Source organism: Pseudomonas sp. CCI1.1 (assembly GCF_034348165.1).
GTDB lineage: Bacteria > Pseudomonadota > Gammaproteobacteria > Pseudomonadales > Pseudomonadaceae > Aquipseudomonas > Aquipseudomonas paracarnis.
This window is the reverse complement of record NZ_CP133780.1, coordinates 1,884,189-1,898,266: the sequence shown is the minus strand read 5'-3', so window position 1 is coordinate 1,898,266 and position 14,078 is coordinate 1,884,189. Positions and strand designations below refer to the sequence as shown.

Annotated in this window: 12 protein-coding genes; all 12 read right to left on the bottom strand. The window is 61.1% G+C overall.

The annotated features are described in order from the left end of the window. Position 1 precedes the first annotated feature (1 nt). The 12 genes from nuoM to RHM69_RS08075 all read right to left on the bottom strand — a co-directional run bounded on the left by nuoM (position 2) and on the right by RHM69_RS08075 (position 13,484). On the bottom strand, positions 2 to 1,534 hold the full coding sequence (nuoM, locus tag RHM69_RS08130; protein ID WP_014718913.1) for an NADH-quinone oxidoreductase subunit M: 1,533 nt from the start codon (positions 1,532 to 1,534) through the stop codon (positions 2 to 4). A 55-nt stretch (positions 1,535 to 1,589) separates the two neighbouring features. Further along, entirely contained in the window at positions 1,590 to 3,443 is a 1,854-nt protein-coding gene (gene nuoL / locus RHM69_RS08125) for an NADH-quinone oxidoreductase subunit L (protein ID WP_014718912.1), read from the bottom strand. Continuing rightward, positions 3,440 to 3,748 (bottom strand): NADH-quinone oxidoreductase subunit NuoK, encoded by a 309-nt coding sequence (nuoK, locus tag RHM69_RS08120; protein WP_003174727.1) that lies wholly within the window; start codon positions 3,746 to 3,748, stop codon positions 3,440 to 3,442. The genes nuoL and nuoK overlap by 4 nt, the downstream gene beginning before the upstream one ends. Positions 3,749 to 3,750: 2 nt before the next feature. Continuing rightward, positions 3,751 to 4,254 carry an NADH-quinone oxidoreductase subunit J gene (gene nuoJ, locus RHM69_RS08115; RefSeq protein ID WP_003174726.1) on the bottom strand — a complete coding sequence of 168 codons (504 nt, stop codon included), beginning with the start codon at positions 4,252 to 4,254 and terminating at the stop codon, positions 3,751 to 3,753. A gap of 9 nt (positions 4,255 to 4,263) precedes the next feature. Next, a complete protein-coding gene (gene nuoI / locus RHM69_RS08110) occupies positions 4,264 to 4,812 on the bottom strand; it encodes an NADH-quinone oxidoreductase subunit NuoI (protein WP_014718911.1) in 549 nt (182 codons plus the stop codon). 11 nt (positions 4,813 to 4,823) lie between these two features. Next, on the bottom strand, positions 4,824 to 5,831 hold the full coding sequence (gene nuoH / locus RHM69_RS08105) for an NADH-quinone oxidoreductase subunit NuoH (RefSeq protein WP_003174724.1): 1,008 nt from the start codon (positions 5,829 to 5,831) through the stop codon (positions 4,824 to 4,826). After that, positions 5,828 to 8,542 carry an NADH-quinone oxidoreductase subunit NuoG gene (gene nuoG, locus RHM69_RS08100; RefSeq protein ID WP_014718910.1) on the bottom strand — a complete coding sequence of 905 codons (2,715 nt, stop codon included), beginning with the start codon at positions 8,540 to 8,542 and terminating at the stop codon, positions 5,828 to 5,830. Before nuoG ends, nuoH begins: the two co-directional genes overlap by 4 nt. A 135-nt stretch (positions 8,543 to 8,677) precedes the next feature. Further along, positions 8,678 to 10,033, bottom strand: coding sequence for an NADH-quinone oxidoreductase subunit NuoF (gene nuoF, locus RHM69_RS08095; RefSeq protein ID WP_005789119.1), 1,356 nt, complete (start codon positions 10,031 to 10,033; stop codon positions 8,678 to 8,680). After that, positions 10,030 to 10,527: an NADH-quinone oxidoreductase subunit NuoE gene (gene nuoE, locus RHM69_RS08090; protein ID WP_003232080.1), complete on the bottom strand. Its 498-nt coding sequence runs from the start codon at positions 10,525 to 10,527 to the stop codon at positions 10,030 to 10,032. The genes nuoF and nuoE overlap by 4 nt, the downstream gene beginning before the upstream one ends. Before the next feature lie 2 nt (positions 10,528 to 10,529). After that, a complete protein-coding gene (gene nuoC / locus RHM69_RS08085) occupies positions 10,530 to 12,314 on the bottom strand; it encodes an NADH-quinone oxidoreductase subunit C/D (RefSeq protein WP_005789116.1) in 1,785 nt (594 codons plus the stop codon). Positions 12,315 to 12,385: 71 nt separating this feature from the next. After that, positions 12,386 to 13,060 (bottom strand): NuoB/complex I 20 kDa subunit family protein, encoded by a 675-nt coding sequence (locus RHM69_RS08080; RefSeq protein WP_200599911.1) that lies wholly within the window; start codon positions 13,058 to 13,060, stop codon positions 12,386 to 12,388. A gap of 10 nt (positions 13,061 to 13,070) precedes the next feature. Further along, positions 13,071 to 13,484 (bottom strand): NADH-quinone oxidoreductase subunit A, encoded by a 414-nt coding sequence (locus RHM69_RS08075; RefSeq protein WP_003192109.1) that lies wholly within the window; start codon positions 13,482 to 13,484, stop codon positions 13,071 to 13,073. Positions 13,485 to 14,078: the final 594 nt, after the last annotated feature.

Genomic DNA, 14,078 nt, shown 5'->3' with positions numbered 1-14,078 from the left:
CTTACCGGGCCGAAGCGAGTTGGGAGAAGGCGGTGCCGAACCACTGCTGCACGCCATGCATCGTTGCGGCAGAAGTGTCCAGGAACGGTTGCGGGTACACGCCGATGAAGATCAGCAGTACCGCAAGGCCGAGCACCATGATCAGTTCGCGCGCGTCCATGCCTTGCAGGACGGTGTCGGACTTGGCCGGGCCGAAGTAGGCGCGGTGGATCATGATCAGCGAGTAGACCGAACCGAACACCAGGCCGGAGGTAGCAATGGCACTGATCCACGGCGTCTGCACAAAGGCACCCATCAGGATCAGGAACTCGCCGATGAAGTTACCGGTACCCGGCAAGCCGAGGGATGCGGCGGCGAAGAACAGGCTGATCGCCGGCAGGTATGCGATGCGCGACCACACGCCACCCATCTCACGCATGTCACGGGTGTGCAGGCGTTCGTACAGCTGGCCACTGAGGATAAAGAGGGCAGCGGCCGAAACACCGTGGGCCAACATCTGGATCACTGCGCCTTGCAACGCCAGCTGGCTGCCGGAGTAGATGCCGATCAGTACGAAACCCATGTGGGAAACGGACGAGAAGGCAATCAGACGCTTGATGTCGGTTTGGGCGAAGGCCAGGAACGCACCGTAGAAGATCCCGATCAGACCCAGGGTCATGGCAATCGGCGCGAACTCGGCCGAGGCATTCGGGAACAGCGGCAGGGCGAAACGCAGCAGGCCGTAGGCAGCGGTCTTCAACAGGATACCGGCGAGGTCCACAGAGCCGGCAGTCGGCGCCTGGGCGTGGGCGTCAGGCAACCAGGAGTGGAACGGCACCACCGGCAGCTTCACCGCGAAGGCGATGAAGAAGCCCAGCATCAGCACGTACTCGGTGGTCAGCGACATCTTGGTTTTCAACAGGTCGGCGTAGTTGAAGGTAATCACGCCGGTGTTGTTGAAGTTGACCAGGACCAGACCCAGGATCGCCACCAACATGATCAGGCCGGAAGCCTGGGTAAAGATGAAGAACTTGGTCGCTGCGTAGATCCGGGTTTTCTTGCCGTCCGAAGAACTGTGACCCCAGAGCGCGATGAGGAAGTACATCGGCACCAGCATCATTTCCCAGAAGAAGAAGAACATGAACAGGTCGAGGGCGAGGAACACGCCGACAACGCCGCCCAGGATCCACATCAGGTTCAGGTGGAAGAAGCCCACGTGACGCTGGATCTCTTTCCAGGAGCAGAGTACCGAGAGGATACCCAGCAGGCCGGTCAGCAGGATCATCAACAGCGACAGGCCGTCGAGGGCCAGGTGCACGTTGATGCCGAAGCGCTGGATCCACACGTGCTTGAATTCAAGCGCGAAGGTGGGATCGACACCCGGTGCCGGAGCGAATGAATAGTCACCGTGGGCCCACAGCCAGAGGCCGAGCGCGAGTTCCAGGGACATGGTCAGCAACGCAATCCAGCGGGGGAGGGTGGCGCCGAAGCGTTCACCCATCCAGCAGAGCAGGCCGCCGATAAAGGGGATCAGGATTAGCCAGGGCAGAATCATGACGGGCTCGTTTCCTTTCGCAAGTTTGCAAAGTACGCAGTGCACTTAAACATAGTCAGACCGCTACCACGACGATGGCGCCGATCACCAGCACGGCACCGGCCGCCATGGACGCTGCATACCAACGCAATTGGCCGGTCTCGCTGCGGCTCAGGGCGGTGTGACCGGCCTTAGCGGCACGCGGGATCAAACCGATGGTCTGGTCGAGCGGGTCTTTGCGCAGCACGTGGCTGATCGCAAGGTAAGGTTTGACGAACAGTTTGTCGTAGATCCAGTCGAAGCCCCAGGCGGCGAACCACCAGGCCGACAGGAAGCGACCAATGCCACTGTTGGCCACGGCAGTCACGAAGCGACGCTTGCCGAGGAACAGCAGGGCCGCCAGCAGGATACCGGCGATGGCGATGGCGCCCGAGGCGATTTCCAGGCTGTGCTGGGCTTCGCCGCCGGCATGGCCGACGCTTTGTGGCAATACACCGTGCAGTGGCGGGGTGATCATCGCACCGACGAAGGTCGACAGGATGATCAGCACCGACAGTGGCAACCAGTGGGAGATGCCGTGGCCTGCGTGCGCTTCGGTCTTGGCTTCACCGTGGAAGGTGATGAAGATCAGGCGGAAGGTGTACAGCGAGGTCATGAACGCACCCACCAGGCCTGCGTACAGCAGGTTCTGGTTACCGCTGGCAAAGGCTTCCCAGAGGATCTCGTCCTTGGAGTAGAAACCGGCGGTCACCAGCGGCAGGGCGGCCAGGGCGGCACCACCGACGATGAAGCTGGCGTACGCCAGTGGCAGTTTCTTCCACAGGCCGCCCATCTTGAAGATGTTCTGCTCGTGGTGGCAGGCCACGATCACGGCGCCGGAGGCGAGGAACAGCAGGGCCTTGAAGAACGCGTGGGTCATCAGGTGGAAGATCGCCGCGTCCCAGGCGCCAACGCCCAGGGCCAGGAACATGTAGCCGATCTGGCTCATGGTCGAGTAGGCGAGGATACGTTTGATGTCGGTCTGCACCAGCGCGGCGAAGCCGGCCAGTACCAGGGTCACGCCGCCCACGATGCCTACAAGGTGCAGGATGTCCGGCGCCAGGGTGAACAGGCCGTGGGTACGGGCGATCAGGTAGACACCGGCGGTCACCATGGTGGCGGCGTGGATCAGTGCCGACACCGGGGTAGGGCCGGCCATCGCATCCGCCAGCCAGGTTTGCAGTGGCAGTTGCGCAGATTTACCCACGGCGCCGCCCAGCAGCATCAGGGTGGCCAGGGTGATCCAGAAGTCGCCGACCTGGAATTTCTGCGGTGCCAGCACCAGCAGTTCCTGGATGTTCAGCGTGCCCACCTGTTGGAACAGGATGAACAGGCCTATGGCCATGAACACGTCGCCGATGCGGGTGACGATAAATGCCTTGAGTGCCGCGTTACCGTTGTTGCGGTTGCTGTAGTAGAAACCGATCAACAGGTACGAGCACAGGCCCACGCCTTCCCAGCCGAAGTACAGGAACAACAGGTTATCGCCCAGCACCAGGAACAGCATGCTGGCGATAAACAGGTTGGTGTACGAGAAGAAGCGCGAGTAACCCGCTTCACCGCGCATGTACCAGGATGCGAACAGGTGGATCAGGAAGCCCACACCCACCACCACGCCGAGCATGGTGATCGACAGGCCGTCGATGTAGAGGGCGAAGTTGGGCTTGAAGCCCTCGACCGCCATCCACTGCCACAGCACCAGGGTGTAGTGACCGCCTTCGGGCGGTGCCACGTTGAATTGCCAGATGACGTAGGCGGCCACGATGGCCGACAGGCCGATGGAGCCCACGCCGATCAGGGCCGAGAGGTTTTCCGACCAGCGCCCGCGAGAGAACGACAGCAGCAGGAAACCGATCAGGGGGAATACGAAAGTCAGAAAGATCATGTTCATCCGCGCATCTCACTGGCAGCGTCGATATCAAGCGTGTGGAAGCGACGATACAGCTGCAGCAGGATCGCCAGGCCAATACTGGCTTCGGCGGCTGCCAGACTGATCACCAGGATGAACATCACTTGCCCATCCGGCTGGCCCCAACGTGCGCCTGCCACAATGAACGCCAGTGCCGCGGCGTTCATCATGATTTCCAGGCTCATCAACACGAACAGAATGTTACGGCGAACCATCAGGCCGACCAGGCCAAGGCAGAACAGGATGCCGGCGACCGCCAGACCATGCTCCAAAGGGATAGCAGGCATCGTCATTGCTCCTTGGCTTCGTTGCGGCCCAAGTGGAAGGCAGTGATGGCTGCGGCGAGCAGCAGCATCGAAGCCAGTTCGACCACCAGCAGGTACGGGCCGAACAGGCTGATGCCCACGGCTTTCGCGTCTACGGTGGTGTGGCCGATGGCCTGGCCGCTCTGGTGAGCGAACAGCACATACAGCAGTTCACCCAGCAGCAAGGCGGCGAGGACAACCGGGCCGAGCCAGATGCCGGGCTTGAGCCAGACGCGCTCCTGGGCGACCGAAGCCGGCCCCAGGTTGAGCATCATCACCACAAACACGAACAGCACCATGATGGCGCCGGCGTAGGCGATCACTTCCAGCACACCGGCGAACGGTGCGCCGAGGCTGAAAAAGGTCATGGCCACGGCGATCAGTGAAATGATCAGGTAGAGCAGGGCGTGCACGGGGTTAGTGTTGGTGATCACGCGAAGCGTGGACACCACTGCAATACCCGATGCGAAATAGAAAGCGAATTCCATCTTTCTTCCTTAAGGCAGCAAGCTCTTCACGTTGATCGGCTCGGCTTCGTTTTGTGCGGCGCCTTTTGGCTTACCGGCAACGGCCATACCTGCAACACGATAGAAGTTGTAATCAGGGTTTTTACCGGTACCTGCGATCAAAAGATCTTCTTTCTCGTACACCAGGTCCTGACGTTTGAACTCGGCCATCTCGAAATCCGGTGTGAGCTGGATCGCGGTGGTCGGGCAAGCTTCCTCGCAGAGGCCGCAGAAAATGCAGCGCGAGAAGTTGATGCGGAAGAAGTCCGGGTACCAGCGACCGTCTTCGGTTTCAGCTTTCTGCAGGGAGATGCAACCCACCGGGCACGCCACGGCGCACAGGTTGCAGGCTACGCAACGCTCTTCGCCGTCGGGGTCGCGGGTCAGTACGATGCGGCCGCGATAGCGCGGCGGCAGGTACACCGCTTCTTCGGGGTATTGCAGGGTGTCGCGTTTGCGAAAGCCGTGACCGAACACCATCACCAGGCTTCGCAACTGGGTACCGGTACCCTTAACGATGTCGCCAATATATTTGAACATGGGTCAAATCCTCACTGAACCGCGGCAGCTGGCGTGTTCAACAACACGACGGCAGCCGTCACCAGCAAATTGATCAGGGTCAGCGGCAGGCAGAATCTCCAGCTGAAATCCATCACCTGGTCATAACGCGGGCGCGGAATCGAGGCGCGCAGCAGGATGAACAGCATGATGAAGAACGCGGTCTTCAGGAAGAACCAGAAGAAGGCCAACTGCGGCAGGATGCCAAACGGACCGTGCCAGCCGCCGAAGAACAGCGTGACCAGCAGGGCCGAGATCAAGATGATGCCGATGTACTCACCGACGAAGAACATGCCCCACTTCATGCCGGCATATTCAATGTGATAACCGTCGGCCAGTTCCTGTTCCGCTTCCGGCTGGTCGAAGGGGTGACGGTGAGTCACGGCCACGCCAGCGATGAAGAAGGTGCAGAAGCCGAAGAACTGCGGAATGATGAACCACAGGTTCTGTGCCTGGTACTCGACGATGTCGCGCATGTTGAACGAGCCAACCTGCACCACGATGCCCATCAGTGCCAACCCCATGAACACTTCATAGGATACGGTTTGCGCCGAGGCACGCAAGCTGCCCAGCAGGGCGAACTTGTTGTTGCTCGACCAACCGGCGAACAGCACCGCGTATACCGACAAACCGGCCATGGCGAAGAAGAACAGCAAGCCGATGTTCAGGTCCGCCACGCCCCAGGTCGGGGTGATCGGGATGATCGCAAACGCAATCAGCAAGGCGCTCATGGCGACCACCGGTGCCAGGGTGAAGATCACCTTGTCGGCAAACGGCGGGGTCCAGTCTTCCTTGAAGAACATTTTCAGCATGTCGGCAGCGATCTGGAACATGCCGAACGGGCCAACGCGGTTCGGACCGTAACGGTCCTGCCACCAGCCCAGCAGGCGACGTTCGACGAAGCTGAGCAGGGCGCCAGCGACGACCACGGCCAACAGGATCACGATGGCCTTGACCACCGAGATGATCACGTCAATTACTTCCGGCGTGAACCAAGTCATTGCGCTGCCTCCTGCAGACCGTCAACGGTTTTGCCGAAAATGGCAGGCGGAATACCGGCGATGCCTTTAGGCAGTGCAACCAGGCCGGCACCCAGCTCGTCATTGATACGCAGCGGCAGACGCAAGGTCTGGCCGGCGACGTTGAGGCTGAGTAGCGCGCCGTCGTTGACACCCAGGCGGTCGGCTTCGGACTTGGCCACGGACACATAGGCGGCAGGAATGCGCTCTTGAACCGGCGCGGCCTTGGAAGAGGTCTCTTCGCTGCCGAACAGGTGGAAGAACGGCACGACCTGCCAGGTGCCCGGCGCCGGGTTGAACGGACGCGGTACCGCAGCGAACCAGTTCAGCGAGTCACCGCTGCTTTCGATCAGGCGAGTGCCTGGGTCGCCAGCGCGGATATGACCACCGACTTCGTCCTGGAACTTGTTCCAGGCCTGCGGCGAGTTCCAGCCCGGCGACCAGGCAAATGGCACCTGCTGACGCGGTTCGGCCGAACCCGAGTAACCTTCCATGGAGAAGGCAAACGCGGTGTCGTTGTCTTGCGGGGTACGCGGCTCGTGCACGCTGATGTCAGCACGCATGGCGGTGCGGCCGGAGTAGCGCAGCGGCTCACGTGCCAGTTTCAGGCCCTTGATGCGGAACGCGGCGGACGGCGCGGCATCGACGATACGAGCAAGCTGCGGCGCGCTGGCGGCGGTGGCAGCGGTCACGTGGTCGAGCTGGGTCCAGTCGATCGGCTGGTTCAGCAGGGTGGCGCGCAGGGCATGCAGCCAGCGCCAGCCTTCGTGCACCAGGATGCTGGCGTCCATGTACTTCGGATCGAACACCTGGAAGAAGCGCTGGGCGCGGCCTTCCTGGCTGACCAGGGTACCGTCGCCTTCGGCGAAGGTGGCGGCTGGCAGCACCAGATCGGCGCGGTCGCTGGTGGCGGTCTTCTGGTGGTCGGCGACGATCAGTACTTTGGCCGCGTCCAGTGCCGCGTCAACCTTGGCCGCAGCGGTGCGGGTGTACAGGTCGTTTTCCAGCACCACGATGGCGTCGGCACGGCCGTCGGTCACGGCTTGCAGCGCTGCGTCCACGGACTCGCCACCGAGCATGGCCAGGCCCAGGCTGTTGGCTTCCGGCACCACCAGGCTGATGGAACCGTTCTTGTCGCGCAGCTTCAGGGCCTTGGCGATGTTGGCGGCGGCTTCGATCAGCGCTTTGGAACCCAACGAGGTACCGGCAATGATCAGCGGACGCTTGGCCGCCAGCAGGGCGTCGGCAATGCGCTGGGCCAACTCGGCAGCTTCAGCGTCCAGGCCTTCAACGGCGGGTGCGCTGGCGTCGAGGGCGTGGGCCACGGCGAAACCGAGGCGGGCCAGGTCGTCCGGCGCGGCGTGCACGCACTCTTCGGCGATGTCGTCGAGCTTGGTTTCAGCCAGGGAGGCGATAAACAGCGGGTTCAGCGCGTGCTGGCCGATGTTCTTCACGGCGGCGTCGAGCCAAGGCTGTACGCGCATGGCGTCGGCCATTTCTTCGGCCTTGCCTTTGACCGACTGACGCAGCGACAGCGCGATGCGTGCAGCGGTCTGGGTCAGGTCTTCACCGAGTACGAAGATCGCATCGTGGTCTTCGATGTCGCGCATGTTCGGTACCGGCAGCGGGCTGTCGTTCAGCACTTGCAGGACCAGGCGGATGCGCTCCAGCTCGTCGGCTTCGATACCGCAGTAGAAGTGTTCGGCACCTACCAGCTCGCGCAACGCGAAGTTGCTTTCGAGGCTGGCGCGTGGCGAACCGATACCCACGATATTGCGCCCGCGCAACAGGTCGGCAGCCTTATCCAGCGCTGCGTCCAGGCTCAGCTTGGCGCCATCGGCCAGCTGGGGCTGGCGTGGGCGGTCTTCGCGGTTGACGTAGCCATAGCCGAAACGGCCACGGTCGCACAGGAAGTACTGGTTGACCGAACCGTTGAAGCGGTTTTCGATACGACGCAGCTCACCGTAGCGCTCGCCCGGGGAGATGTTGCAACCGCTGGAGCAGCCATGGCAGATGCTCGGCGCAAATTGCATGTCCCACTTACGGTTGTAGCGCTCGGAGTGGGTCTTGTCGGTGAACACACCGGTCGGGCAGACCTCGGTGAGGTTGCCGGAGAACTCGCTCTCCAGCACGCCGTCTTCAACGCGACCGAAGTACACGTTGTCGTGGGCGCCGAACACGCCGAGGTCGGTGCCGCCGGCGTAGTCTTTATAGAAGCGCACGCAGCGGTAGCAGGCGATGCAGCGGTTCATTTCGTGGGAAATGAACGGGCCGAGGTCCTGGTTCTGGTGGGTACGCTTGGTGAAGCGATAACGGCGCTCGTTGTGGCCGGTCATCACCGTCATGTCTTGCAGGTGGCAGTGACCGCCTTCCTCACAGACCGGGCAGTCGTGGGGGTGGTTGGTCATCAGCCATTCGACAACGCTGGCGCGGAACGCCTTGGATTCTTCATCGTCGATGGAGATCCAGGTGTTGTCGGTGGCTGGGGTCATGCAGGACATGACGATACGACCACGGGTGTCGTTCTCGTCGGTGTATTGCTTGACCGCACACTGGCGACAGGCACCGACGCTACCAAGCGCGGGGTGCCAGCAGAAATACGGGATGTCGAGGCCGAGTGACAGACACGCCTGTAACAGGTTGTCCGCCCCATCGACTTCGAGCGCTTTGCCGTCTACGTGGATAGTGGCCATGGTTCAAAGTTCTTCGTTGGCCCGTTGTCAGCGGGCGTGGCTAATGGAATCTTGTTATTCATGTGCATCTACACAGCCTTTACGGCGTCAGCACATGAGCAGGCGAAGGGCACGGACCCTTCGCCTGTTTAAGCGTTACGCGCCGACTACGATCGGCTTCGCCAGAGGCGGGACGGCGGCGCTGGTGGGCGCGATGCCGGCTTCGAACTCCGAGCGGAAGTATTTGATTGCGCTGCCCAATGGCTCCACGGCGCCTGGTGCGTGAGCACAGAAAGTCTTGCCTGGGCCGAGGAAACCGACCAGACCCAGCAGGGTTTCGATGTCGCCCTCGCGGCCTTCGCCATTTTCCAGGGCCATCAGCAGCTTGACGCTCCAAGGCAGGCCGTCGCGGCATGGGGTGCAGAAGCCGCAGGATTCGCGGGCAAAAAACTGCTCCATGTTGCGCAGCAACGAGACCATGTTCACGGTGTTGTCGACCGCCATCGCCAGGCCGGTACCCATCCGGGTGCCCACCTTGCCGATACCGCCGGCATACATTTGTGCATCCAGGTGCTCGGGCAGCAGGAAACCGGTGCCGGCGCCGCCTGGCTGCCAGGCTTTCAAGGTGTAGCCGTCGCGCATACCGCCGGCGTAGTCCTCGAACAGCTCGCGTGCGGTCACGCCGAATGGCAGTTCCCACAGGCCAGGGTTCTTGACCTTTCCGGAGAAGCCCATGAGCTTGGTGCCCATGTCTTCGCTGCCTTCGCGGGCCAGGGATTTGTACCAGTCCACGCCGTCGGCGATGATCGCCGGCACGTTGCACAGGGTCTCGACGTTGTTCACGCACGTCGGCTTGCCCCACACGCCCACGGCGGCGGGGAAGGGCGGCTTGGAACGCGGGTTGGCGCGGCGGCCTTCGAGGGAGTTGATCAGTGCGGTCTCTTCACCGCAGATATAACGCCCGGCGCCGGTGTGCACGAACAGTTCGAAGTCAAAACCGGAACCGAGGATATTCTTGCCCAACAGGCCAGCGGCCTTGGCTTCTGCCACTGCACGGTTGAGGTGCTTGGCGGCGGTGGTGTACTCGCCACGCAGGAAGATATAGCCACGGTAGGTCTTGAGCGCACGGGCACTGATCAACATGCCTTCGATCAGCAGATGGGGCAGTTGCTCCATCAGCATGCGGTCTTTCCAGGTGTTGGGCTCCATTTCATCCGCGTTGCACAGCAGGTAGCGGATGTTGATGGATTCGTCCTTGGGCATCAGGCCCCACTTCACGCCAGTGGGGAAGCCTGCGCCGCCGCGGCCCTTGAGACCGGCGTCTTTCACGGTCTGGACGATATCGTCCTGGGCCATGTCGGCGAAAGCTTTGCGCGCAGCGGCGTAGCCGTTCTTGGCCTGGTATTCGTCGAGCCATACCGGCTCGCCGTCGTCACGCAAGCGCCAGGTCAGCGGGTGGGTCTCGGCCGAACGCTTGATCAGGTTGGCCGGGCCGAAAGAGGTCAGGGTCATGGGTAGCCCTCGAGCAATTGGGTCACGCCAGCAGGCTGTACGTCACCGAATGTGTCGTCGTCGATCATCAACGCCGGCGCCTTGTCGCAGTTGCCCAGGCAGCACACCGGCAGCAGCGTGAAGCGGCCGTCGGCGGTGGTCTGGCCGAGGCCGATGCCCAGCTTGGCCTGGATTTCGCTGACCACGGACTCATGGCCACCGATGTAGCAGACCATGCTGTCGCACACACGAATGATGTGGCGGCCCACCGGTTGGCGGAAGATCTGGCTGTAGAACGTCGCCACGCCTTCAACGTCGCTGGCGGGGATGCCGAGGATCTCGCCGATGGCGTAGAGGGCGCCGTCGGGCACCCAGCCACGTTCCTTCTGGACGATCTTCAGGGCTTCGATCGACGCCGCGCGCGGGTCTTCGTAGTGATGCAGCTCGTGCTCGATGGCCGAGCGCTCGGTTTCACTCAAGGTGAAACGGTCTGTCTGGATAAGCGTGCTGTTCATGCTTAGCGGTCCACGTCGGCCATAACGAAATCGATACTACCCAGGTACGCAATCAAGTCCGCGACCATCTCGCCTTTGATCACCGAAGGGATCTGCTGCAAGTGGGCAAAACTTGGGGTACGAATCCGGGTGCGGTAGCTCATGGTGCCGCCATCGCTCGTCAGGTAATAACTGTTGATACCCTTGGTCGCTTCGATCATCTGGAAGGATTCGTTGGCCGGCATGACCGGGCCCCACGAAACCTGCAGGAAGTGCGTGATCAGGGTTTCGATGTGCTGCAGCGTGCGCTCTTTGGGCGGCGGCGTGGTCAGCGGGTGATCCGCCTTGTACGGGCCGGCCGGCATGTTGCGCATGCACTGCTCGATGATCTTCAGGCTCTGGCGCATTTCTTCGACGCGCACGATGCAACGGTCGTAGGCATCGCCATTGGCCGCCAGCGGTACTTCGAACTCGAAGTTCTCGTAGCCGGAGTACGGGCGTGCTTTACGCAGGTCGAAGTCGCAACCGGTGGAACGCAGGCCGGCACCGGTGACGCCCCATTCCAGGGCCTCTTTGGTGTTGTACTGCGCGACGCCGATGGTGCGGCCCTTGAGGATGCTGTTGTCCAGCGCGGCTTTCTGGTACTCGTCCAGGCGCTTGGGCATCCAGTCGATGAATTCCTTGACCAGGCGTTCCCAGCCGTTCGGCAGGTCGTGGGCCACGCCGCCGATGCGGTACCAGGCCGGGTGCAGACGGAAACCGGTGATGGCTTCGATGACCTTGTAGGCACGCTGACGGTCGGTGAAGGTGAAGAACACCGGCGTCATGGCGCCGACGTCCTGGATATAGGTACCCAGGAACAGCAGGTGGCTGGTGATGCGGAAGAACTCGGCCATCATGATGCGGATGGTGTCGACGCGGTCCGGTACCTTGATACCGGCCAGCTTCTCGACCGAGAGCACGTACGGCAGGTTGTTCATCACGCCGCCGAGGTAGTCGATACGGTCGGTGTACGGGATGAAGCTGTGCCAGGACTGACGCTCGGCCATCTTCTCGGCGCCACGGTGGTGGTAGCCGATGTCCGGGACGCAGTCGACGATTTCTTCGCCGTCCAGTTGCAGGATGATACGGAAGGCACCGTGGGCCGAAGGGTGGTTCGGGCCCAGGTTGAGGAACATGTAGTCCTCGTTGGTGCCGGAGCGCTTCATGCCCCAGTCTTCGGGGCGGAAGCGCGCCGCCTCTTCTTCAAGCTGTTGCTTGGCGAGGTTGAGGCTGTACGGGTCGAATTCGGTGGCGCGGGCAGGGAAGTCCTTGCGCAGCGGGTGACCTTCCCAGGTCGGCGGCATCATGATGCGCGTCAGGTGCGGGTGGCCAGGGAAGTCGATGCCGAACATGTCCCAGACTTCACGCTCGTACCAGCTGGCGTTCGGCCAGATACCGGTCACGGTCGGGATGCTCAGGTCGCTCTCGCTCAGGGCGACCTTGATCATCACGTCGCTGTTACGTTCCAGCGACATCAGGTGGTAGAACACGGTGAAATCGGCACCGCTCGGCAGGCCCTGGCGCTTGGTGCGCAGACGCTCGTCCACGCCATGCAGGTCATAGAGCATGACGTACGGCTTGGGCAGGTTGCGCAGGAAGGTCAGGACTTCGACGAGCCTGGCACGCGCCACCCACAGCACCGGCATACCGGTGCGTGTGGCCTGGGCGGTGAAGGCGTCAGGGCCGAAACGGTTATTGAGTTCGACAACCACATCCTGGTCGTCTGCCTTATAAGGCGGGATGTACAGAGCACTGCCTGTAGTCATGGTTTTTTATCGCTTTCGGTCAACGTAAAGAATGAAGCCAGGTTTTCGTTCTATAAAAGAAGCGGGCTGGATCAGACTTCGTCGGGGCTGCGCAGGTTGGTGACTGCGATTCGCTGTTCGCGGCGCTGTTCCTTTTGAGACGGCATCTCGGCGCGATAAACGCCTTGATCACCGACCACCCAGGACAGTGGGCGACGCTCCTTGCCAATCGATTCCTGCAACAGCATCAAGCCTTGCAGGAACGCTTCGGGACGGGGCGGGCAGCCAGGCACGTAGACGTCCACGGGCAGGAACTTGTCCACCCCTTGAACGACCGAGTAGATGTCGTACATGCCACCGGAGTTGGCGCACGAACCCATGGAGATAACCCACTTTGGTTCGAGCATTTGCTCATAGAGGCGCTGGATGATCGGCGCCATCTTGATGAAGCAGGTACCGGCGATAACCATGAAATCCGCCTGGCGCGGCGAGGCCCGGATCACTTCGGCGCCAAAGCGCGCGATGTCGTGGGGCGCCGTGAAGGCGGTGGTCATTTCCACGTAGCAGCACGAAAGACCGAAGTTGTACGGCCACAGGGAGTTTTTACGCCCCCAGTTGACCGCGCCACTCAGCACGTCTTCCAGCTTGCCCATGTAGATGTTTTTGTGGACTTGGTCTTCTAACGGGTCGGAGACGGTTTCCCGTTCGCCGATGGGGTACAGCTCGTTAGGAGCATCCGGGTCGATCCTGGTGAGATTGTATTGCATTGCCAAAGCCTCATTGTTTCAGCTTCGCTTGCCGCTTGCGACGAGCTTCCGGAGCCCAGTCAAGGGCGCCCACTCGGAACAGGTAGACAAGACCTGCCAACAGAATTGCTATGAAAACGAGAGCTTCGACGAATCCGGTCCAGCCGCTTTCGCGGACGGACACAGACCATGCAAAGAGAAAGAGGGCTTCGATATCGAAGATCACGAAGAGCATCGCGACCAGATAGAATTTGGCTGAGAGCCGCAAGCGGGCGCCACCTGTAGGTAGCATGCCGGATTCGAACGGTTCGTTTTTGCTGCGGCCCCAGGCTTTTGACCCGAGGAGGCTGGAGACGCCAAGCATGAAGGCGCAGAGGCCTACAACACCGAGAAGGAAAATGGCAAAGCCCCAGTTGTGGGCCATGAGTCCTGTCGCGTCGGTCATGCTGGAAATCCTTAACAGAGAGCAAAGGTCTCTGAGCTCGAAAAAGTAACGATGCAGTGACGATATGTCGCACTGCAATCAATCGCGGTGATTTTATGGCTAAACACCGGGCAAGTAAAATTCCCAGGGCGAAATTATTCGGTGGAATAAGCACATAGTGCACCTTCTTGGGGCTGTAGCCCTTGTGGCGTGGGCATTAGCGGGCTTTTCATCAATTATGTTTTGTTTAAGCGGTAACGAAGTTTTCAGGCGCTAAATGATAATGAATATTGTTTGCGTGGGGTGTAAGCGAGTGTTTCTCATGTGGCGCGGGAAGTTACCGTTACTTGCTTGAGTGTCGCTTAGTTGTCGCAACGGTTCTTTTAACCGATCGGATGTGCGCGGATACCGCTCTGGATCAATGTTTTTAGCAAAAAACTATGGATAGGGCGCGGTCAATGTAGGAGCTGGCTTGCCTGCGATGGCGGCTGATCAGCTGAAACACCTGCCTCTGACCCACCGCCATCGCAGGCAAGCCAGCTCCCACCCTTGATTTTCGGTGATTCCTAGGATCGAGTAGGAGGCGGATTCACATCCGCCGTCCTCTCACACCAC